17 protein-coding genes and 2 tRNA genes are annotated in these 19,016 nt (G+C 71.5%); 6 read left to right on the forward strand and 13 right to left on the reverse strand.

Translation table 11 applies throughout. From position 1 onward, the window contains the following. Nucleotides 1–96 precede the first annotated feature (96 nt). The gene (locus ACF09C_RS22945) at nt 97–516 is read left to right on the forward strand and encodes a Fur family transcriptional regulator (protein WP_392093803.1); all 420 of its coding nucleotides are present in this window, start codon (nt 97–99) and stop codon (nt 514–516) included. A gap of 118 nt (nt 517–634) precedes the next feature. On the opposite strand, the gene ACF09C_RS22950 is transcribed toward ACF09C_RS22945, so the two are convergent. The 4 genes from ACF09C_RS22950 to ACF09C_RS22965 all read right to left on the reverse strand — a co-directional run bounded on the left by ACF09C_RS22950 (nt 635) and on the right by ACF09C_RS22965 (nt 5,931). After that, nucleotides 635–708, reverse strand: a tRNA-Met gene (locus ACF09C_RS22950). A 46-nt stretch (nt 709–754) separates the two neighbouring features. Next, on the reverse strand, nt 755–2,602 hold the full coding sequence (locus ACF09C_RS22955) for a tetratricopeptide repeat protein (protein WP_392093805.1): 1,848 nt from the start codon (nt 2,600–2,602) through the stop codon (nt 755–757). A 206-nt stretch (nt 2,603–2,808) separates the two neighbouring features. Next, a tRNA-Met gene (locus ACF09C_RS22960) sits at nt 2,809–2,882 on the reverse strand. A 49-nt stretch (nt 2,883–2,931) separates the two neighbouring features. Beyond that, on the reverse strand, nt 2,932–5,931 hold the full coding sequence (locus ACF09C_RS22965) for a UPF0182 family protein (RefSeq protein WP_392093806.1): 3,000 nt from the start codon (nt 5,929–5,931) through the stop codon (nt 2,932–2,934). A gap of 135 nt (nt 5,932–6,066) precedes the next feature. On the opposite strand from ACF09C_RS22965, the gene ACF09C_RS22970 reads away from it, so the two are divergent. Further along, a complete protein-coding gene (locus ACF09C_RS22970) occupies nt 6,067–6,621 on the forward strand; it encodes a PPA1309 family protein (RefSeq protein ID WP_392093808.1) in 555 nt (184 codons plus the stop codon). Nucleotides 6,622–6,711: 90 nt separating this feature from the next. Here the strand turns inward: ACF09C_RS22970 and ACF09C_RS22975 are convergent, their stop codons facing one another. From ACF09C_RS22975 to ACF09C_RS22990, 4 genes are all read right to left on the reverse strand, one after another. Further along, nucleotides 6,712–7,800: a PDZ domain-containing protein gene (locus ACF09C_RS22975; protein ID WP_392093810.1), complete on the reverse strand. Its 1,089-nt coding sequence runs from the start codon at nt 7,798–7,800 to the stop codon at nt 6,712–6,714. Between the two features lie 91 nt (nt 7,801–7,891). Further along, on the reverse strand, nt 7,892–8,125 hold the full coding sequence (locus tag ACF09C_RS22980) for a hypothetical protein (protein ID WP_392094343.1): 234 nt from the start codon (nt 8,123–8,125) through the stop codon (nt 7,892–7,894). A 145-nt stretch (nt 8,126–8,270) separates the two neighbouring features. Further along, nucleotides 8,271–8,732, reverse strand: a complete 462-nt coding sequence (locus ACF09C_RS22985; RefSeq protein WP_392093812.1) for a molybdenum cofactor biosynthesis protein MoaE — start codon at nt 8,730–8,732, stop codon at nt 8,271–8,273. A 118-nt stretch (nt 8,733–8,850) separates the two neighbouring features. Beyond that, on the reverse strand, nt 8,851–9,960 hold the full coding sequence (locus ACF09C_RS22990; RefSeq protein WP_392093814.1) for an SDR family oxidoreductase: 1,110 nt from the start codon (nt 9,958–9,960) through the stop codon (nt 8,851–8,853). Nucleotides 9,961–10,170: 210 nt separating this feature from the next. Between ACF09C_RS22990 and ACF09C_RS22995 the strand changes: the two genes are divergently transcribed. Together ACF09C_RS22995 and ACF09C_RS23000 are read left to right on the forward strand one after the other, a co-directional pair. Then, on the forward strand, nt 10,171–11,616 hold the full coding sequence (locus ACF09C_RS22995; protein ID WP_392093816.1) for a zinc-dependent metalloprotease: 1,446 nt from the start codon (nt 10,171–10,173) through the stop codon (nt 11,614–11,616). After that, nucleotides 11,613–12,134: an NUDIX hydrolase gene (locus tag ACF09C_RS23000; RefSeq protein WP_392093818.1), complete on the forward strand. Its 522-nt coding sequence runs from the start codon at nt 11,613–11,615 to the stop codon at nt 12,132–12,134. Before ACF09C_RS22995 ends, ACF09C_RS23000 begins: the two co-directional genes overlap by 4 nt. 76 nt (nt 12,135–12,210) lie before the next feature. On the opposite strand, the gene ACF09C_RS23005 is transcribed toward ACF09C_RS23000, so the two are convergent. The 4 genes from ACF09C_RS23005 to ACF09C_RS23020 all read right to left on the reverse strand — a co-directional run bounded on the left by ACF09C_RS23005 (nt 12,211) and on the right by ACF09C_RS23020 (nt 15,990). Further along, nucleotides 12,211–12,966 carry an AIM24 family protein gene (locus tag ACF09C_RS23005; protein ID WP_392093820.1) on the reverse strand — a complete coding sequence of 252 codons (756 nt, stop codon included), beginning with the start codon at nt 12,964–12,966 and terminating at the stop codon, nt 12,211–12,213. Between the two features lie 19 nt (nt 12,967–12,985). Next, on the reverse strand, nt 12,986–13,666 hold the full coding sequence (locus ACF09C_RS23010; RefSeq protein ID WP_392093822.1) for an AIM24 family protein: 681 nt from the start codon (nt 13,664–13,666) through the stop codon (nt 12,986–12,988). A gap of 13 nt (nt 13,667–13,679) precedes the next feature. Further along, nucleotides 13,680–15,299, reverse strand: coding sequence for a TerD family protein (locus ACF09C_RS23015; protein WP_392093824.1), 1,620 nt, complete (start codon nt 15,297–15,299; stop codon nt 13,680–13,682). A gap of 115 nt (nt 15,300–15,414) precedes the next feature. Beyond that, the gene (locus ACF09C_RS23020; RefSeq protein WP_392093826.1) at nt 15,415–15,990 is read right to left on the reverse strand and encodes a M48 family metallopeptidase; all 576 of its coding nucleotides are present in this window, start codon (nt 15,988–15,990) and stop codon (nt 15,415–15,417) included. A gap of 192 nt (nt 15,991–16,182) precedes the next feature. Here ACF09C_RS23020 and ACF09C_RS23025 point away from each other — a divergent pair, with 192 nt between their 5' ends. Together ACF09C_RS23025 and ACF09C_RS23030 are read left to right on the forward strand one after the other, a co-directional pair. After that, nucleotides 16,183–17,343 (forward strand): TOMM precursor leader peptide-binding protein, encoded by a 1,161-nt coding sequence (locus tag ACF09C_RS23025; RefSeq protein WP_392093828.1) that lies wholly within the window; start codon nt 16,183–16,185, stop codon nt 17,341–17,343. Between the two features lie 41 nt (nt 17,344–17,384). Next, nucleotides 17,385–18,773, forward strand: coding sequence for an ABC1 kinase family protein (locus tag ACF09C_RS23030; RefSeq protein WP_392093830.1), 1,389 nt, complete (start codon nt 17,385–17,387; stop codon nt 18,771–18,773). A 16-nt stretch (nt 18,774–18,789) separates the two neighbouring features. Here the strand turns inward: ACF09C_RS23030 and ACF09C_RS23035 are convergent, their stop codons facing one another. Beyond that, nucleotides 18,790–18,972 carry a hypothetical protein gene (locus ACF09C_RS23035; protein ID WP_361964164.1) on the reverse strand — a complete coding sequence of 61 codons (183 nt, stop codon included), beginning with the start codon at nt 18,970–18,972 and terminating at the stop codon, nt 18,790–18,792. Nucleotides 18,973–19,016 lie beyond the last annotated feature (44 nt).

Raw genomic sequence — 19,016 nt, forward strand, 5'->3', positions numbered from 1 at the left:
GTACTCGACCCTACAATAGACATTGTCTAAGTCAAGGCCCTATCCAAAGTCACACCCGTTCGGGACCTTGGTCCCGTCGCTGTTAATCTGGTCCTTATGAGTGACCTTTTGGAACGACTGCGCGGCCGCGGCTGGCGAATGACCGCGCAGCGGCGCGTCGTGGCCGAGGTGCTCGACGGAGACCATGTGCACCTGACCGCGGACGAGGTCCACGCCCGCGCGGTGGAGCGACTGCCCGAGATCTCCCGGGCGACCGTGTACAACACGCTGGGCGAGATGGTCACGCTCGGTGAGGTGATGGAGGTCGCGACGGACGGCCGCGCCAAGCGGTACGACCCGAACGCGCACCGCCCGCACCAGCACCTGGTCTGCGCCCGCTGCGGCGCGATCCGTGACGTCCACCCGGCCGGGAACCCGCTCGCGGACCTCCCCGACACGGAGCGCTTCGGCTTCACGATCTCCGGCGTCGAGGTCACGTACCGGGGCATCTGCCCGACCTGCGCGACCTCGGCCTGACCCGACGGCGTACGAAGAAGCCCCCACCGAGGTGGGGGCTTCTTCGCGTCCGCGGCGCATCGGGATACGACGAAGGCCCGGATCCAGTGACTGGATCCGGGCCTTCGTTGCTACTGAGTAGCGGGGACAGGATTTGAACCTGCGACCTCTGGGTTATGAGCCCAGCGAGCTACCGAGCTGCTCCACCCCGCGTCGGTGAACCCAACCTTACGGGACGCCCACGACCAGCGCAAATCACTTAAGCGGTGAGCTCCTGGTGCAGTGCCTCGCTCAGCCGGGCCGCCCGCTCGGCCACCTCCGCCGGGCCCAGCTCCACGGCCCGCGCGCACCAGCGCCGCCCCTCGGTCAGCTCGCCGCGCCGGGCCGCGAGCAGCGCGAGGCGCAGCGCGGCGCGGCCGTGCCCCGCGCGGGCGGCGCGGGTCCACCACAGGGCGGCCTCGCGCTCGCTGCCCTCGCGGGCAAGGAGCAGCCCGAGGTTGAAGGCACCGTTGCGGCTGCCGGCCTCCGCGGCCTCCCGGTACCAGTGGGCCGCCTGCGCCAGGTCACCGCGCCCGGCGGCCAGCATGCCCACCCGCACCTGGGCGCGCCGGTGCCCCTGCTGGGCGGCGCGCTCGTACCACTCCTCACACTCGGTCTTCTCCTCCTCCCGCGGGGCGCCGAGCGCCGGCGGACCGGGCTCGGGCCGGCGCGCGTCGAGGACGCTCGCGAGGCGGAACGCGGCCTCGGCGCTGCCGCCGCCCGCCGCGCACCGCAGATGGCGCTCGGCGGCCCGCTCGTCGCCGTCCCGGAGGCTGGCGATGCCGACCTGGAGGGCGGCCTCGGTGTGCCCGGCGGCCGCGGCGCGCTCGTACCAGGTCAGCGCGGAGCGGTCGTCGTCGCGACCCGCGTAGAGGATGCCGAGGTTGAAGGCGGCATCCACGCTGCCGGCCTCGGCCGCCTTGGAGAACCAGGGCTCGGCGCCGTTCGCGTCGCCGGCCTGGAGCAGGAGGACCGCGAGCGCGTTGGCGGCCTCGCGGTGCCCCGCGTAGGCGGCGCGGCGGTACCACTGCTCGGCCTGCTGGTTGCGGTCCTGGGCGGCGCAGAGCAGCCCGAGGTTGTAGGCGCCGTTGACGTCGCCCGCGTCCATGGCGGCGCGGTACCAGCGCTCGGCGGTCTGCTGCTCGCCGCGGGCGGCGTGCAGGGCGCCGAGCGCGTTGGCGGCGTTGCCGTCGCCGTCCTGGGCGGCCCGCAGCCACCACACGGCGGCGCTCTCCTCGTCGCCGGCGTCGCGCAGCAGGAAGCCGAGCGCGCAGGCGGCCTTGGCCTCGCCCTCCTTGGCGGAGCTCAGGTACCAGCGGCCGGCCTCCTTGAGCTCGCCGCGCTTCTCCAGGATCGCGCCGAGGTGCAGCGCGGCCCGCCGGTGACCGCGCGCGGCGGCCTGCCGGAACCACTGCTCGGCCTCGTCGAGCTCCCCGTCGGGCGTCTGCGTCGCGCGCCGCTCCAGGGCGAGCGCGAGCCGGTAGGCGGCCTCACGGTGGCCCTGCTCGGCGGCGGCGCGCAGCCAGCGCTCCGCGCCCACGTCGCTGCGGTGCTCCAGGAGGTCGGCGAGGGCGTACGCGCCCAGGGCGTGGCCCTGCTCGGCGGACTGGCGCAGCCAGTACTCGGCGGCGGGCTCGTCGCCGCGCTCGCGGTGGTGACGGCCGAGCGCGTGGGCGGCGGGCGCGGAGCCCGCGACGGCGGCCACCCGCCACCAGCCGGCGGCCTCGTCCGCGTACCCCCGCTGGTGCAGCAGGACGCCCAGGTTGTTGGCGGCGGCGCGGTCGCCCTCGGCGGTGGCGCCGCGCAGGTAGGGCTCGGCGCCGTCGAGGTCACCGCGGCGCAGCAGCAGCGCGCCGAGCACGCTCATCGAGGCGGCCTCGCCGTTCTCGGCGGCGCGCCGGTGACGTGCCTCGGTCTCGGTCTCCGTCTCGCTCTCGGCGGTGGTGGTGTCGACGGCCGCATCGACGACCTCCGCGGCCTCGATGATGTCGTCCGCGGCCCGTCGGGCGTGCCGCTGCACAAACCGCCCTGTCTCCAACAGAGTTGCCCTGTCCCCCATAAAAACCATCGTCGCACCACCCGCAACGCGCGTACACCTGGTATACCGCAGCCAGTGAGGTCACTTCAGCGTTTTGTCGACATGCCCACAGAGAGACAAGTCAAACACGTCTCGCCCCAACTCACCCCCTCCCCACCGCTCTTCGGGGCGTCGCGCGACCCCGTGGCACAACGACAAGGGCCCGGATCCTGAAGGATCCGGGCCCTTGTTCGCAGTAGCGGGGACAGGATTTGAACCTGCGACCTCTGGGTTATGAGCCCAGCGAGCTACCGAGCTGCTCCACCCCGCGTCGGTTCCGTAAAGGTATCACGACGCGGAGTGGGGCCCGAACGGGCCGGTCAGCCGCTCGGCGGGCTCGTGGACGGGGTCGCGCTCGGCGGGCTCGTGGACGGCGTCGCCCCGGGCTTCGGCGCGTCACCGCCCGGCTTCTGCTCGTCGCCCGGCTTCTGGTCGGACGGCGTCAGCTTCGCACCCGCTTCCGCCGCCTTCTGGAGCGCCTCCTGCAGGGCTTCCTGGGCCTTGCCGTAGGCGGCCCAGTCGCCCTTCTGCAGCGCCGCCTCACCGTCGTCCATCGCCTTCTGCGCGTCCGCGATGGCCTGCTTCAGCGCGGCGTCGTTCGTCGCCGGCGTCGTCGGCGGCTTGGTGCCCGGCTGCTCCGGCTGCGGAGGCGTGGTGCCCTCCACCCCGAAGACGGCGTTCAACGCGTCGGTGAGGTTGTCCTTGAACACGGTGGTGTCCTTGGTCGTGTCACCTTCCGGCTGGTCCGCGTCGACGTACGAGACGGCGACCTTCTTCAGCAGCGGGTAGAGCGCGTTGCGACCCTGGGCGTAGACCGGCTCGACGTAGAGGAAACCGCCGTCGAGCGGGACCGTGAGCAGGTTTCCGTACTGGATGTCGGAGTCTGCGCCCTTCATGTCCCGGACGAACTGGGCCACGTCCGGGAGGCCGTTGAGCTTGCTCTGCACCTGCGCGGGACCGGGGACGTCGGAGGTCACGCGCAGCAGCTCTATCTTCCCGTAGTCCTTGCTCTTGGCGTCGGCGTCGACCGCCATGAAGCCGCCCAGGTTGGGCCGCCCGTTGGGGGTGAACGTCGTCGTCAGCGAGAACCGCTGCTGGCTGTCGCCGGGCATCTTCAGGCTCAGGTAGTACGGCGGAACCGCGTTGCCGTCCTTGTTGGTCGGGTCGTCCGGCACCTGCCAGGCGTCCGAACCGCTGTAGAACTGCGCCGGGTTGGTGACGTGGTACCGGGTCAGCAGCTCACGCTGGACCTTGAACATGTCCTGCGGGTACCGCAGGTGCTGCATGAGGCTGTCCTTGATCGCCTCGCGCGGCTCCACGGTGTCCGGGAACGCCTTCATCCAGGTCTTGAGGACCGGGTCATTGGTGTCCCACTCGTAGAGCTTCACCGTGCCGTCGTAGGCGTCGACGGTGGCCTTCACCGAGTTGCGGATGTAGTTGACCTGGTTCTGCTGGGCGACCACCGCGCGCTGCTGGTTGCCGACCGTCAGCGCGTCGGCCGTGGTCTCCCCCAGCGTGGTGCGCGAGGCGTACGGGTACCCGTTGGTGGTCGTGTACGCGTCGACGATCCACTGGATCCGGCCGTCGACGACCGCCGGGTAGGCGTCGCCGTCGATGGTCAGCCAGGGTGCGACCGCCTCGACGCGCTCCTTGGGCGTGCGGTTGTAGAGGATCCGCGAGCCTTCGCCGATGGCCCCCGAGTAGAGGATCTGCGGCTCGCTGAACGCCACCGCGTACGCGGCGCGGTTGAAGGTGTTGGAGAGGTTGACCCCGCTGTCGCCCTTGTAGCTGGTGGTCTTCTCGCCGTTGTCCTCGTAGTCCAGCTCCTTCTGCGGGCCGCCGACGATCGAGTACTGGTCGGTCTTCTCGCCGTAGTAGATCCGCTGCTCGTACGGGCCGAGCTGGCCCGTGGTCGGCAGTCCGGCCTCGGTGAAGATGGGCGAGCCGTTGGCGTCCGTCTGCGTACCCGTGGCCATGATCGCGCCGTAGCCGTGCGTGTACGTGAAGTGGTCGTTGATCCAGTTCCGCTTCGGGATGCCCTTGATGTTGAGCTCACGCAGGCCGACGACGGTGTCCTGGCCCTGGTAGCGGTCGACGTCGAGGGTCGTCGGGAACTGGTAGTACTTCCGCTTCTGCTCCAGCTGCTGGAACGTCGGCGACACGATGTTCGGGTCGAGCAGGCGGTACTTCGCCGCCGTGTCCGCGTCGGTGCGCAGCGTGTCCTTGTTCTTCGTCGTCGACTTGCCGGAGTAGTTCTCCGGCTTGGTCGAGTCGATGGCGTACGCCTTGCGGGTCGCGTCGATGTTCTTCTGGATGTACGGCGCTTCCTTGGCCTGCTCGTTCGGCTGGACCTGGAACTTCTGCACGATGGCCGGGTACAGGCCGCCGATCAGGATCGCCGAGAGGACCATCAGGCCGAAGCCGATCACCGGCAGCTGCCAGGTGCGGCGCCAGAGCGTCGCGAAGAACAGCACGGCGCAGATCGCGGCGATGCAGAAGAGGATCGTCTTCGCCGGAAGGTAGGCGTTGGCGTCGACGTACCGCAGACCCGTCCAGTTCCCGGCCGCCTTGAAGTCGCTGGACTTCACGGCGAGGCCGTACCGGTCGAGCCAGTACGCGACGGCCTTCAGGGAGACGAAGACGCCGAGGAGCACCGAGAGGTGCCCGGTCGCGGCGGCGGTGGCGCGGGCGCCGGGGCTCGTGACGCGCAGCCCGCCGTACAGGTAGTGCGTGAGGGCGGCGGCGATCAGCGACAGGATGGTGGCGGCGAAGCCGAAGGCCAGCAGGAAGCGGTACCAGGGCAGGTCGAAGGCGTAGAACGCGACGTCGAGCCCGAACTGCGGGTCCTTCTGGCCGAACGACACGCCGTTGACCCACATGAGCCAGGTCCGCCACTGGCCCGAGGCCGAGGCGCCGGCGATCAGGCCCACCAGGGCGGTGATCGCGAGGAGCACCCACTTCTTGTACGGCGCCAGGCCCATCCGGTACCGGTCGAGGCTCTGCTGCTCCAGCGACATCGCGCTCAGCGGCGGCCGCAGCCGGTGCGCGAGCCAGATGTTCAGCCCGACGGCGAGCGCCATCAGCAGACCGAAGACGGCGAAGAGGCCGATCTTGGTCCACAGCGTGGTGGTGAACACGGACGAGTACTGGACCGAGCGGTACCAGAGCCAGTCGGTCCAGAACCCGGCGAACATGACGAAGACCATGGCCAGCACGGCGAGCACGCCCAGGGTCATGAGCAGGGTGCGGGCGCGCCGGGACGGCCGGCCGACCCTGATCCTTGGCCCGGACGGGCCTCCGCCGCCTCCGCGGTCCGGCATCTGGAAAGCCAACGTGCGCCCCTCGGGTTGATGCGTCGATAAAGCAGGCCCCGCGATCGTAGAGCCCACTGATGCAACTTACTGAGGCTTTACCTAGTTCCCGTCTTCGGGGGCGGAGGAGGCAGGATGTTGTCCATGTCCAACGTTTCCCCCTCCGGCACCCCCATGGCCGCGAGCCCCCTCACCCGCGCGGTGCTCGAGATCGACGAGTACGCCTCCGGTCTCGGCTGGGACCGGCCTGCCCGGCTCTTCGCGCTCGTCGACACCGCCCGACTGCGCGCCCAGGAGCCGGGGCTCGCCTCCCAGCTCGGCCTCGAAGGCGAGGAGGCGGCCGCCTACACCCCCATCGAGCAGGACGAACTGCCGAAGGGGAAGCCCCTCGACGAGTTCCTCGGCACCATCGCCTGGCCCGACGCGGTGGCCGGCTGCGCGCTGACCGTGGAGCGGCTGATGCTCCCGCCGTCGGCCGAGGCCTCCGTGCCGGAGGGCCTGAACGAGGCCGCCCTGGCGAAGTGGGTGGCCAGGCACCCCGACCGCCAGGAGGTCCGGATGACGGTGGCCGTCCTCCGCAACGGCGCGCGGGAGGCGGCGATCCGGCTCCGCGCGAAGGACTCGCCGAACGAGGTCCTCACGGGGGCGGACCTGGTCCCGGGCCTCGCGGAGGCCCTGGCGGCGACCTTCGAGTCCTGAGCCGCCTGCGGACGTGAGCGGCGCGCCCCTGCGCGTACGCGAGAGGGGCGCCCCGGTCCGGTGACCGGGGCGCCCCTCTCGTCGGCCTTCTCAGCTCTTCGAGCAGCTGGGCAGGTTCTTCGTGTCGCCCTTGCGGATCTTCTCCAGCGACTTCGTCGCGTCGTCGATGGTGTCCACCTTGACGAGGGTGAGGCCCGCGGGGATGTCGGAGGCGGCGGTCTCACAGTTGTCGGCCGGGGTGAGGAAGTACTCGGCGCCGGCGTTGCGGGCACCGACGAGCTTCATCTGGATACCGCCGATCGGGCCGACCTTGCCCTTGTCGTCGATGGTGCCGGTACCGGCAATGAACTTGCCGTCGGTGAGGCTCTCCGGGGTCAGCTTGTCGACGATGCCGAGCGCGAACATCAGACCGGCGCTGGGCCCGCCGACGTCGGCGAGCTTGATGTCGATGGTGAACGGGAAGACGTGGTCGGTGCCCGCCTGGATGCCGACGATCGCCCGGTCGCCCTCCGGCGACTTCACGGTCGTGACGGTGACCTTCCGGGTGGTGGTGGGCTCCTTGCCGGCCTTCTCGGCCGCGGCCGCCTCCTTGGTGGGGACGATCGTGAACTCGACCTTCTCACCGGGCTTGTGCGTGGTGACCTGCTTGGCGACGTCGCCGGGCTCCTTGACCGGGACGCCGTCCACGGCCTTGATGACGTCCCCGGCGTGCAGGGCGCCCTGGGCGGGGCTGTCCTTGACCACGGAGGCGACGACGACCCGGGTGGTCACCGGGATGCCCAGCTCTCCGAGGGCGGCGACCTTGGCGCTCTCCTGGGACTGGCTGAACTCCTCGGCGTTCTCCTGGCTGGACTCCTCCTCCGTCTTCCCGTCCGGGTAGAGGGTCTCCTTGGGGACGACCACGTTGTCGTGGGCGAGCCAGCCGTAGACCGCCTCGACCGCGTTCATCCGGTAGTCCGCGCTGGTGACGCGGACGGTCGTCATGTTGAGGTGCCCGTCGGTGGGGTACGTCTTGTGACCGGAGATCTGGAGCACCGGCTCGCCGCGGGCGTCCCCGAGGGTGTTGACCGTCGGACCGGGGCTCATCTCCGCGTACGGAACCGGGACCAGGACGCCCACACAGAGCAGGGTGATCAGGACCAGGGTGGAGGCGAGCATCGTCGCGGTGCGGCGTGGCATGGAACGACAGTACGGGACCGGTCTGTGAGTGCACCCGTGGGGCGGGTCCGTACGAGGCGGCCGCGGGGGCGGAACTCTGCCGGAGACGTGGCTACTGCGTCACGGCGGGCGGGGACGCGGCCGGGGCCATCTCGATCTCGGGGGTCAGCTCGCGGGCGGCACTACCGATGCCTGCGTGGGAGCGCTCCATGGCGTCCCTGAACCGTGCGTAGCCGGCGAGCTCGGCCACGTCTCCGATGGTCTTGTTCCTCTGGGCCCAGCTTCCCCATATCGCCGCGCCGACGACTGCGAAAAGCGGAATCAGCAACCACGCGAGCGCTGCCATCCCGACCTCCCATCCCCAATGAGCGACCGCAACCGACCGGAACCGGCCGATCAGCAGAGTAACGATCTGCAGCATCAACGCTGCTGCCAGGGGGCCGGTTACGCAAATCGGGCGTTCGACTACAACGCGTCGGCGCGGCGCCTTGCTAGCAGGCGCCGACCCACTCCTCGGTGCCGTCGGAGAACCGCTGGTGCTTCCAGATGGGGACCTGGTGCTTGAGGTCGTCGATGAGCTTGCGGCTGGCCGCGAAGGCCTCGCCCCGGTGGGGGCAGGAGACGGCGACGATCACCGCGATGTCGCCGACCTGGAGATCGCCCACGCGGTGGACGGCGGCCAGGGCGCGGACCGGATAGTCGGCGACGACCTTCTCGGCGACCTTGCGCAGCTCGTCCAGGGCCGAGGGGTGGCAGGAGTACCCCAGCTCGTCGACGTCCGCGCCGCCGTCGTGGTTGCGCACCGTGCCCACGAAGAGCGTCGTGCCGCCGGCCGCGTCGTCGCCGGCGGCCCGGAAGACCTCGTCGAGCGAGAGCGGGGTGTCGCGGATCGCGAGGAGCTTGATCGGGTCGGCCGCCGTCTGCTCGCCGGGGTGGTCGTGGGTGCGTGCCATGGAGCCCATGGTGCCGCACGGCACGGACATCGTGGAATAGCGCTTTCGACCGGTGGACCCGACCCTCCGTAGGAGGGTCCTACAGTCCGGCCACCGTCCGGCCTCGGGGGCTCCGGTGCTACATCCCGCGCCGCTTCCGCATCTGGCGGACCAGGGCCGCCGTGCCGAGCAGCGCCACCGTCGCACCGGCCGCCCCTGCCGCCGTGGCGTCCTTGCGGCCGAGCCTGCGGCCGGCCACCGTGTGCCGGCCCTCGACCTCCTCCAGGAGCGCGGCGAGCACCTCCTCGTTGGTCCACTTCGGCCGCCAGCCGGCGTCGTGCAGCCGTCCGACGCTGACCACCCAGGGGTGCATCGTGTACGCGAGGTCCCCGGCCGGGGAGGGCGTGAGCCCGATCCGGTGGAGCCGGGCCGCGGCGCCGAGGGCGACGGCGGAGGGCAGCTCCATGCGCCGGATGCCGGAGAGCTCCTCGACCTCCTCCTGCTCCAGCCAGCCCTCACAACCGACCGCGAACTCCCCCTCGACCTTCTCGAGGGCCGCGTACTCCAGGGCGCTGACCAGGTCGTCCACGTGACAGAACTGCCAGGTGGGGCGGGAGCCGGCCACCACGAGCAGCCGGGGCGACTCGAAGTAGCGGGTCAGGGCCGTGTCCGTACCGCCGACCAGGACGGCGGGCCGGACGACGGTGACCTGGAGACCGGGGTGGGCACGGGGCGCGCGGCGGCCGAGGCGCTCGATCTCCAGCATGTCGCCGACGCCGGTGGCCTCGGCGGTCGCCCGCAGCTCGGCGTCCTCGGAGAGCGGGATGTCGTTGTCGGGCAGCGCGCCGTAGACCATCGCGGAGGTGCAGAGCACCACCCGGTGCACGCCCGCCGCCGCGGCCGCGGTCAGGACGGTCTGCGCGCCGCGCACGTTGTAGGCCGTTCGGGCGGCGGCGTCCGACTCCAGGTCGAGGTCGAGCGCGAGGTGCACGACCACGTCGGCGCCGCGCAGCTTCTCGGCGATGGCCGGGTCGCGGACGTCGAGGATGTGCCACTGCGCCTCGGACACCTCGCCGCGGCGCTCGTCGATGGCGATGACCTGCTTGATCTCCTCGGATGCGGCGAGGCGCCTGGTCAGCAGGTCACCGACCCCGGAGGCGGCGCCGGTGACCGCGACCACGGGGCCACGCCCGGCGGACCGGGTCGAGTTGTTTCGCGGTGCGCGAACCTGAGGATCTGGGGAACTCACCGGGCGTCTCCAGCGGTTGTCTTCAGTACGTACCCGAATGACGCGTACGTACCAGGTGGCGTCCATCCTGCCGCAGGCCACGGCCCGGCGGAGCACCGAGCCCAGATCCGGCCCGGATGTCTACGCTGGTGGTGTGGAGTCGGGTATCGAGCCGCGCCAGGAAAGCCGCCGTCGGCAGGAAGCCGGCGGCCCTACGAGCCGAGGAAACCTGTGAGTGACACCCCATTCGGATTCGGCCTTCCGCCGGAGGAGCCGGAGAACGGCGACGAGGGCAAGAAGAAGGACCCCGCCGAAGGTGGCCAGGGGTCCGGTGGCCAGGGCGGCGGCAACCCGTTCGGGGCCAATCCGTTCGGCTTCGGCGGTCTGCCGGGCATGGGCGGACCGGGCGGCGCGGACAATCCCTTCGCCGCGATGTTCGGCTCGCTGAACCCCAACGACCTGGGCGCGGCCTTCCAGCAGCTCGGCCAGATGCTCTCGTACGAGGGCGGTCCGGTGAACTGGGACATGGCCAAGCAGATCGCCCGCCAGGTCGTCGCGCAGGGCACGCCCGACGGCGTCAAGGACGCCAGCGTGGGCCCGGCGGAGAAGGCCGCCGTCGAGGAGGCAGTGCGGCTGGCGGACGTGTGGCTGGACGGCGTGACCTCGCTGCCCTCCGGGGCGAGCACGGCCGTGGCGTGGAGCCGCGCGGAGTGGGTCGAGGCGACGCAGCCGGCCTGGCAGCAGCTGGTCGACCCGGTCGCCGAGCGGGTCGGGACGGCCATGGGCGATGTGCTGCCCGAGGAGATGCAGGCCATGGCGGGCCCGCTGATCGGCATGATGCGGTCGATGGGCGGCGCCATGTTCGGCCAGCAGATCGGGCAGGCCATCGGCGCGCTCGCGGGTGAGGTCGTCGGCTCCACGGACGTCGGCCTGCCGCTGGGACCGGCCGGCAAGGCGGCGCTGCTGCCGCTGAACATCGAGACCTTCGGCAAGGACCTCGGCGTCCCCAAGGACGAGGTGCGGCTCTATCTGGCCCTGCGGGAGGCTGCCCACCAGCGGCTCTTCGCCCATGTCCCGTGGCTGCGCTCGCACCTCTTCGGCGCGGTCGAGGGGTACGCGCGCGGGATCAAGGTCGACACCTCGAAGCTGGAGGAGGCCGTCGGCCAGCTGGACCCGACGCACCCGGAGCAGCTGCAGGAGGCGCTCCAGCAGGGCATGTTCCAGCCCGAGGACACCCCGGCGCAGAAGGCCGCGCTCGCCCGTCTGGAGACGGCGCTCGCGCTGGTCGAGGGCTGGGTGGACGCGGTGGTCCACGAGGCCGCGAAGTCCCGGCTGACCTCGGCGGACGCGCTGCGCGAGACGCTGCGCCGACGCCGGGCGAGCGGCGGTCCCGCCGAGCAGACCTTCGCCACGCTGATCGGGCTCGAGCTGCGTCCGCGTCGGCTGCGGGACGCCTCGCGGCTGTGGGCCTCGCTCACGGACGCGCGGGGTGTCGACGGCCGGGACCACCTGTGGGAGCACCCGGACATGCTGCCGACGGCGTCCGACCTGGACGACCCGGACGGCTTCGTCCACCGCGAGCAGCTGGACTTCTCGGAGCTCGACAAGATGCTGGGCGAGGCGGCCGGGGGCACCCCGAAGCCGGAGGGCGACGACGAGAGCGACGGCGAGAAGTGAGCCTGCACGACGACGCGGTCCTGGTACTGAAGGAGTACGAGGACCAGGAGGAGCTGCGCGGGGTCTATCTGGACCACCTGGCGGCGCACCCGGACGCCATGTGGAAGGCGTGCGAGGCCGGTCATCTGACGGCCAGCGCGCTGGTCGTGGACCCGGAGCGCGGCCGGGTGCTGCTGACGCTGCACAGGAAGCTGGGCCTGTGGCTGCAGATGGGCGGTCACTGCGAGCCGGGTGACGCGACGCTGACGGAGGCGGCCCTGCGGGAGGCGGCGGAGGAGTCCGGGATCCCGGGTCTGACACTGCTGCCGGGCGGCCCGGTGCGGCTCGACCGCCATCCGATTCCGGCGCCGTGCAACTGGCACCTGGACGTGCAGTACGCGGCGCTTGCACCGGCCGGGGCGGTGGAGGCGATCAGCGAGGAGTCCCTCGACCTGCGCTGGTACGCGTACGACGAGGTGGCGGCGGTGGCCGACACCTCGGTGGTGCGGCTGATGGAGGCCACCCGCGCGCGGCTCTAGTCGGCTGAGCGCCGGACGCAGGTAAGGGGCGGTCGCCCATGGCGACCGCCCCTTACTTCTGCCGTTGTGCGTCCGCTCAGTTCCAGGCGTTGTTCTGGTTCTGGGCGTGCGAGCCGTGCTGGCCGGCGCCGAACTGGGCGGCGAGGCCCTGCCCGATGGCGGCGTTCTGCGGCGGCATGACCTCGCTGGGCTGCACCAGGGCGAAGCCCTGCCCGAGGAAGTTGAGCTCCCAGCCCTCGCCGGTGTTGCCACGCCGGCGGCGGATGCTGGAGTTCGTCGTCTGGGACTGCATCTGCACCCGCAGCCCGGTGGACCAGGCGACGATCGCGTCCGCGTCGACGTTGACGTACTTGTCGGGCGTGACGTGCATCATCAGCGGCTGACCGGAGGTCATCAGGGCGACCTTGCCGCGGCCGGAGATGTTGAGCTGGTACTTGCCGGTGCCGGAGACGCCGTACTGGCTGTCCACGGCGATGACCTCGGTGTGCAGGGTCGAGTCGAGCGCCAGGACGTAGGCGCTGTCGACGGTCAGCCCCTCCTGCTCGACCTCCACGACGTGGATGTACTGGGCGAGGTTGGCGAAGTAGACCGTGCCCTGTCCCGAGCAGCGCATGAGGTCGAGGCCCTCACCGGTGCGGGCCTGGGCGCGGCGCTGGCTGGGCGTCTTGTACTCCCCGTCGAAGTCGAGGAGTCCCTGGTAGGCGACCATGGCGCCCTTGCGGGCGAGGACGTCGTCCGACCCCGTGAGGGAGACCCGCAGCATCTGCGGGTTCTGGATGACGTACCGTTCCTGGCTCTGCTGCTCGGCGTAGTTGAAAAGCGGGCTCTGCATGGTGTGTTCTCGCTCCCCCTCAGCCCCGGATCCGCAGGCGGTCGGTGCTGTCCTCGCTCGGCTGTACGACGACGATGCCCTGGCCGGAGAAGGCCATCTGGTACGCCTCGCCGCTGCCCCGCCCGATCAGGGAGGAGGCCTTGAAGCTGCGCTTGCCCTTGACCTTGAGCGCCGGCGACCAGGCGACGAGCGCGTCGGGGTCGACGTACGTCTCGTCCTCGCCGCGGCCGCAGTCGACGACGATCGGCGTGCCGCGGGAGGTCAGGGCGACCCAGCCGGTGCCGGCGATCTCGACGTTGAACAGGCCCTGGCCGGCGAACTTGGCGAGGCCCTTGACCTTCTCGACGCCCCACTGGAGGTGCGCGTCGAAGGCGAGCAGGTTGGTGCCGTTGACCGAGATCGAGTCGTTCTGGAGGTTGATCACGACCACGTCCGCGCCGTAGTCGGCGAGGTAGAGCAGTCCGTCGCCGGAGCACTTCATGATCGGCGCGCCCTCGCCGGTCATCCACTGCTGGGCGACCTGGCGGGCGGCGGGCGGGTTGGGCTCGTAGGTGACGAAGCCCTCGTAGGAGACCATCGAGCCGGTGCGCGCGTAGAGGTCCTGGCCGGAGGCCATGGCGACCTTGAGCATGGCGCGGCCGTGGTTCTCCATCCTGGCCGCCATCGGGGTCGGGGCGAAGCCCGCGAGTTGCTGGTTCATTCTTCGGGCTCCCTCAGACCTCGTAGGGCTGGACGACGATGAAGTTGCCGGGAGCGCCCCGGAACTGGAGGTTGACGGTCTCTCCGCTGTGTCCCGGGTACGCGTTGCGGCGGAGCCGGACCTGGCTGGAGAGGATCACCTGGGACGCGGACGACCAGGCGACGACCGCGTTGCAGTCGGCGAAGGTGGTCGGCGTGACGGGCAGGACGACCGGGACGCCGTGCGTCTTGACGACGACGGTGCCGGTGCCCTGGAACTGCATGGTGAACAGGGCGCCGCCGGGGATGCCGTGGCCCTCGATCCTCCGTACTTCGTACTGGAGTGACTCGTCGAAGGCGAGCACGTTCTCCGCGGAGACGCAGATGCCGTCGCCCTGGAGCTCGATCGGGTGCAGGTGGGCGCCCTCCTCGGCGAGGAAGACCTGGCCGCGGCCGCTGCAGCGCATCAGCTGCATCTCCTGGCCGGTGGCGTTGCCGACGATGCGGCCGGTGAACCCGGCGCCCTTGTGGCTGAAGTCGACCTTGCCCTGGTACATGACCATGCTGCCCTGGCGGGCGAGGACGGGGTTGCCGCCCATCTGCAGGTCGACCCGCATGAGCTGCTGGTTCTGCGGGGTCCAACGGGAGCCGGTCGGCGTCTCCTTGTACGGCTGGAGCGCGGCGGCGAGCCCGGCACCCGTGGCCGGGACACCCTGGGGGACGCCCTGCGGGGCGCCGGCCGGCTGTCCGTACGGGGCCTGGCCGGGGGCCTGGCCGAACTGCGGGGCCGGGGGCTGCCCGTACGGGGCCTGGCCCGGGACCTGCCCGGGTACCTGGCCCGGGACCTGCCCGAACTGCGGGGCCTGGGGCGGCTGGCCGTACGGCGCGGGCGCCGGCGCCGGGGCGGGCGGGGCCATCGGGGCGGCCATGGTCGGCGCCGCGTGCATGGGCTGGACCGGGGCGTGCGGGGCCGGAGCCGGAGCCGGGGCGGCCGGCGGGGCGCCGAACTGCGGGGCCGGCTGGGGCACCTGGGGCGCGGCGGGCGCGCCGAACGCGGGCGGCGCGGCGGCCTGCGCCGGCGGGGCGAACCCGGGGGCGGCCTGCGGGGGCTGCGCGGCGGGCTGCTCCTCGGCGACCTCGCCGCCGAAGTTCCGCAGCAGAGCGTCGAGGCCGCCGTCGAAGCCCTGGCCGATCGCCGCGAACCGCCAGACGTCCTTCAGGTAGAAGTCGCCGAGCATGACGGCGCGCTCCGTGGAGAACTCCGTGCCCGTGAACGGGTAGCGGACGACCTCTTCGCCGCCGGCCACGATCCGGATGTAGCCGGGGCCGACCTGGGACATCTGGCCGGCGCCGTCGATGGTCGCGGTGAACGACAGCTTGTGGATGTTCGCCGGGATCCGGTCCAGCGTGACCCGGAAGGACTCGGTGTCGCCCGACTGGGCGCCGAGCAGCTGGATGGACTCCTCCGGGGACTTCGGCTGGTTGAAGAAGATGAAGTACCGGTCGTCCGAGAGCTGCTCGTTCGCGTCGAGACCGAAACAGCTGATGTCGAAGGTCAGTCCGGGTGCGTTGATCTGCACGCCCACGTACAGGTCCGTGCCCGGTGTCAGATCACTGATCTTGGCCTTGTGGCCGCGTTGGAATTCCCTGGCCATGCGTAACGACCGTCCCCCATCCCGAAATGTGGCTGCGTCGCGTCAGGCTATCGGCTGTGAACGACATTGAGCCAAGCCGGTACGAATTCGGTACAGGACCCGCGCGGGTCCGCCGCTACTCTCCGCGTGCGGCCGGGAGGTGGGGCAGGCGGTCCGCGGCGACGACCCCTTCGAGGTAGCCGCGGGCGCGCTCGGTGCGCGGGTAGGCCTCCAGGAGCCGCCAGAACCGGGGGCCGTGGCCGGGGACCAGGAGGTGGGCCAGTTCGTGGACGAGGACGTAGTCGACGACGTACTCGGGCATGCCCTGGAGCCGGTGCGAGAGGCGGATGCTGCCCTCGGAGGGGGTGCAGGAGCCCCAGCGGGTGTTCTGGTTGGTCACCCAGCGCACGGACGTCGGCCGTGCCCGGCCGCCGAAATACTGGTCCGACAGACGCTCGGCGCGTTCGGTGAGCTCGCTGTCCCCGAGGAGCCGCTTGCTCTCCTGCGCGGCGAGCTTGTCCAGCATGACCGTCACCCAGCGTTGCTCCTCCGCCTCGGACATCCGGGCCGGGATGAGCACGATGGTCCGGTCGCCCTCGCGGTAGGCGGAGACGGTTCTGCTCCGCCGGGAGCTTCTGCGGACCTCGACGGCACTCGTCCCCGAACCGCGGGGCGGCTTGCTGGTCACGCTGCGCTGTGGGTCGGCGGGCACGGCCCCGACGTTACCCGCTGTCAGCGGGGGAAGTCCTGCCTCCGGGACGGTTCGGCGGCGATCCGGTCACACCCTGCACCATTTGAATGATTAACTCCCCGCCCCTGTGGACAACTTTCCGCGTCCGCTTCGACGCCCGGGCAATCTGTCGCTCGGGCGAATGAATCGACGATCAAGATCACGGGGGCGGAAATGCATCCGATGCTGAAACCCGCGCTGCGCAGGGCCTGGCGCGATCTGCGGAGCGTGCAGTTCGGGGCCACGTCCGCGCACGCGGTCGTGGTGGGGCCGATCGACACGACCACGGGCAGTCTGCTCGGGCTCCTCGACGGCACCCGTGGGGTCGAGCTGCTGCGCGCCGAGGCCAGGGCCCTCGGGCTGCGGGACGGCGTGCTGGAGGAGCTGCTCGGCCGGCTCGCGCGGGCGGGTCTCATCGCGGACGCCTCGGCTGGCAGGCCGGGCAGGACCGGCGCCGGCACCTCCCCGGACCACCCGGGCAACCCGCTCGACCCGCTCCGCGCCGACCTCGCCTCGCTCTCCGTGGCCCATCCCGAGCCGGACGGGGCGTTGCGGCGGGTGACCGCGCGGCGGGCGGCACGGATCCAGGTCCGGGGCGCGGGACGGGTCGGCTCGATGGTCGCCGCGCTGCTCTCGGCCTCGGGCGTGGGCCGGGTGGACGTGCTCGACTCCGGCGCGGTCCGACCCTGGGAGGTGGCGCCCGGCGGACTGCCCGCCGAGGCGGTGGGCGAGCGCAGGGCCGCGGCGGCGCACCGGCTCGTGGCGCGCTCGGCGCCCGGCGGGCGACCGCCCCGGGCACCTCGACGGGTCACGGGTGAGCTCGGCCGGGAGCCGGGACTCTCCCTCGTCGTCGTGACCCCCCGGGACGGCCTCGCCGCCTATCTCCCCGACCCGGTCCACGCCGAGGGCTGGATCGCGACGGGCACCCCGCACCTGTACGCGGGTGTGGTGGAGGCCACGGGCGTGGTCGGGCCGTTGGTACTGCCCGGCGGGACGGCCTGCGCCCGGTGCGCCCAGGAGGAGCGGACGGACCGCGAGCCGGCCTGGCCCCGCATGCTCGCGCAGTGGCGCTCGGGCCCGCCCGCGCAGGTGCCTGCCTGTGATCTGGGTCTCGCGGCGACGGTCGCCGGGCTTGCCGCGGCCCATGCGCTGGCCTTCCTGGACGGCGAGCTGCCGTCGAGCACGGGAGCCCGCTGGGAGGTGTCGTTGCCGCTGCTGGAGTGGCGCGTGGAGCGGATGAGACCGCACCCGGCGTGTCCGTGCGGCGCCGGACGCCGCGGAGAGGGGGAGCATGCCTCGGGGGCCAGAACGCCGCAGGACACAATGGCGGGGTAACGGTCCTGTGTGGCACGGCAGTCTGGGATTTGGAGGGGCGTATGTCTGATCTTCCCCGGAAGGCGGTCACCCGGACCGCCAGGTTGGCCGCGTTGCCCCTCGGCTTCGCCGGACGCGCCACCTGGGGCCTGGGCAAGCGGATCGGCGGCAAGTCCGCGGAGCTGGTCGCCCGCGAGCTGCAACAGCGCACGGCCGAGCAGTTGTTCAAGGTGCTCGGGGAACTCAAGGGCGGGGCGATGAAGTTCGGGCAGGCGCTGTCCGTCTTCGAGTCGGCGCTCCCCGAGGAGGTCGCCGGGCCCTACCGGGCGGCGCTGACCAAGCTTCAGGACGCGGCTCCCCCGATGCCGACCCGCACGGTCCACGCGGTCCTCGAGGAACGGCTCGGCGAGGAGTGGCGGGAGCTGTTCCTGGAGTTCGAGGACAAGCCGGCGGCAGCCGCCTCCATCGGTCAGGTGCACCGGGCGGTGTGGCACGACGGCCGAGAGGTCGCGGTGAAGGTCCAGTACCCCGGCGCGGGCGAGGCGCTGCTGTCGGACCTGACACAGCTCAGCCGGTTCGCCCGGCTGCTCGGCCCGCTGATCCCGGGCATGGACATCAAGCCGCTGATCACGGAGATGCGCGACCGGGTCTCCGAGGAGCTGGACTACGCCCTGGAGGCGCACGCCCAGCAGAGCCACGCGGACGTGTTCGCGGACGATCCCGATGTCGTGGTGCCGCGTGTGGTGCACCAGAGCGATCAGGTGCTTGTGACCGAGTGGATCGACGGGATCCCGCTCTCGGAGGTGATCGCGGACGGCACGGAGGAGCAGCGGGACCGGGCCGGGCAGCTTCTGGCCCGCTTCCTCTTCTCCGGTCCGGCCCGCACCGGGCTCCTGCACGCGGATCCGCACCCGGGCAACTTCCGGCTGCTTCCGGTCGGCGGTGACGAGGAGGACGGTCCGGAGAGCTGGCGGCTCGGCGTCCTCGACTTCGGCACGGTGGACCGGCTGCCGGGCGGGCTGCCGGAGACGATCGGCACGTGTTTGCGGCTGACCCTGGAGGGCGACGCCGAGACGGTCTACGAGCTGCTGCGCGAGGAGGGCTTCGTCAAGGAGTCGATCGACCTCGACCCGGACGCGGTCCTCGAGTACCTGCTGCCGATCATCGAACCGGCCGAGGTCGCGGCGTTCGGTTTCACGCGCGGCTGGATGCGGACCCAGGCCGCCCGGATCGCCGACCCCCGCTCCCCCGCGCACCAGCTGGGCAGGCAGTTGAACCTGCCGCCCTCGTACCTGCTGATACACCGTGTGACGCTGAGCACGATCGGGGTGCTCTGTCAGCTGAACGCGACGGTGCGGCTGCGGGACGAGCTGGAGGAATGGCTGCCGGGCTTCGTCGAAGCGGAGGCGGAGGCAGAGGCGGAGCCAGAAACGGAGCTCGAAGCGGAGTGAGCTACAGGCCGGCCCGTCACCACCAGGTGGAGTCGAGCCGGCCCTCGATGGAGCGGATGTTCTCGCGGGCGCAGCGGTCACAGATGTACTGGCGGCTGCCGTTCTCGACCGAGCAGGTCCAGGTCACCGGGAGCGTCTCCGCGGTCGTGCCGCAGCGGGCGCAGACGATGGGCTCCTCGGGATGCCGGGCGTCGTTCATCTCTCTGACGATAGTCCGACAAGGGCCGGTGCGCGCCGCAACGC

The sequence above is a fragment of the Streptomyces sp. NPDC014870 genome, assembly GCF_043081505.1.
Classification (GTDB): Bacteria; Actinomycetota; Actinomycetes; order Streptomycetales; family Streptomycetaceae; genus Streptomyces.

Coding starts and splice junctions, on each gene's coding strand:
- ACF09C_RS22945 (WP_392093803.1), top strand. CDS start 97: ATGAGTGACCTTTTGGAACGACTGCGCGGCCGCGGCTGGCGAATGACC.
- ACF09C_RS22955 (WP_392093805.1), bottom strand. CDS start 2,602: ATGGTTTTTATGGGGGACAGGGCAACTCTGTTGGAGACAGGGCGGTTT.
- ACF09C_RS22965 (WP_392093806.1), bottom strand. CDS start 5,931: ATGCCGGACCGCGGAGGCGGCGGAGGCCCGTCCGGGCCAAGGATCAGG.
- ACF09C_RS22970 (WP_392093808.1), top strand. CDS start 6,067: ATGTCCAACGTTTCCCCCTCCGGCACCCCCATGGCCGCGAGCCCCCTC.
- ACF09C_RS22975 (WP_392093810.1), bottom strand. CDS start 7,800: ATGCCACGCCGCACCGCGACGATGCTCGCCTCCACCCTGGTCCTGATC.
- ACF09C_RS22980 (WP_392094343.1), bottom strand. CDS start 8,125: ATGGCAGCGCTCGCGTGGTTGCTGATTCCGCTTTTCGCAGTCGTCGGC.
- ACF09C_RS22985 (WP_392093812.1), bottom strand. CDS start 8,732: ATGGCACGCACCCACGACCACCCCGGCGAGCAGACGGCGGCCGACCCG.
- ACF09C_RS23005 (WP_392093820.1), bottom strand. CDS start 12,966: ATGCAGAGCCCGCTTTTCAACTACGCCGAGCAGCAGAGCCAGGAACGG.
- ACF09C_RS23010 (WP_392093822.1), bottom strand. CDS start 13,666: ATGAACCAGCAACTCGCGGGCTTCGCCCCGACCCCGATGGCGGCCAGG.
- ACF09C_RS23015 (WP_392093824.1), bottom strand. CDS start 15,299: ATGGCCAGGGAATTCCAACGCGGCCACAAGGCCAAGATCAGTGATCTG.
- ACF09C_RS23025 (WP_392093828.1), top strand. CDS start 16,183: ATGCATCCGATGCTGAAACCCGCGCTGCGCAGGGCCTGGCGCGATCTG.
- ACF09C_RS23030 (WP_392093830.1), top strand. CDS start 17,385: ATGTCTGATCTTCCCCGGAAGGCGGTCACCCGGACCGCCAGGTTGGCC.
- ACF09C_RS23035 (WP_361964164.1), bottom strand. CDS start 18,972: ATGAACGACGCCCGGCATCCCGAGGAGCCCATCGTCTGCGCCCGCTGC.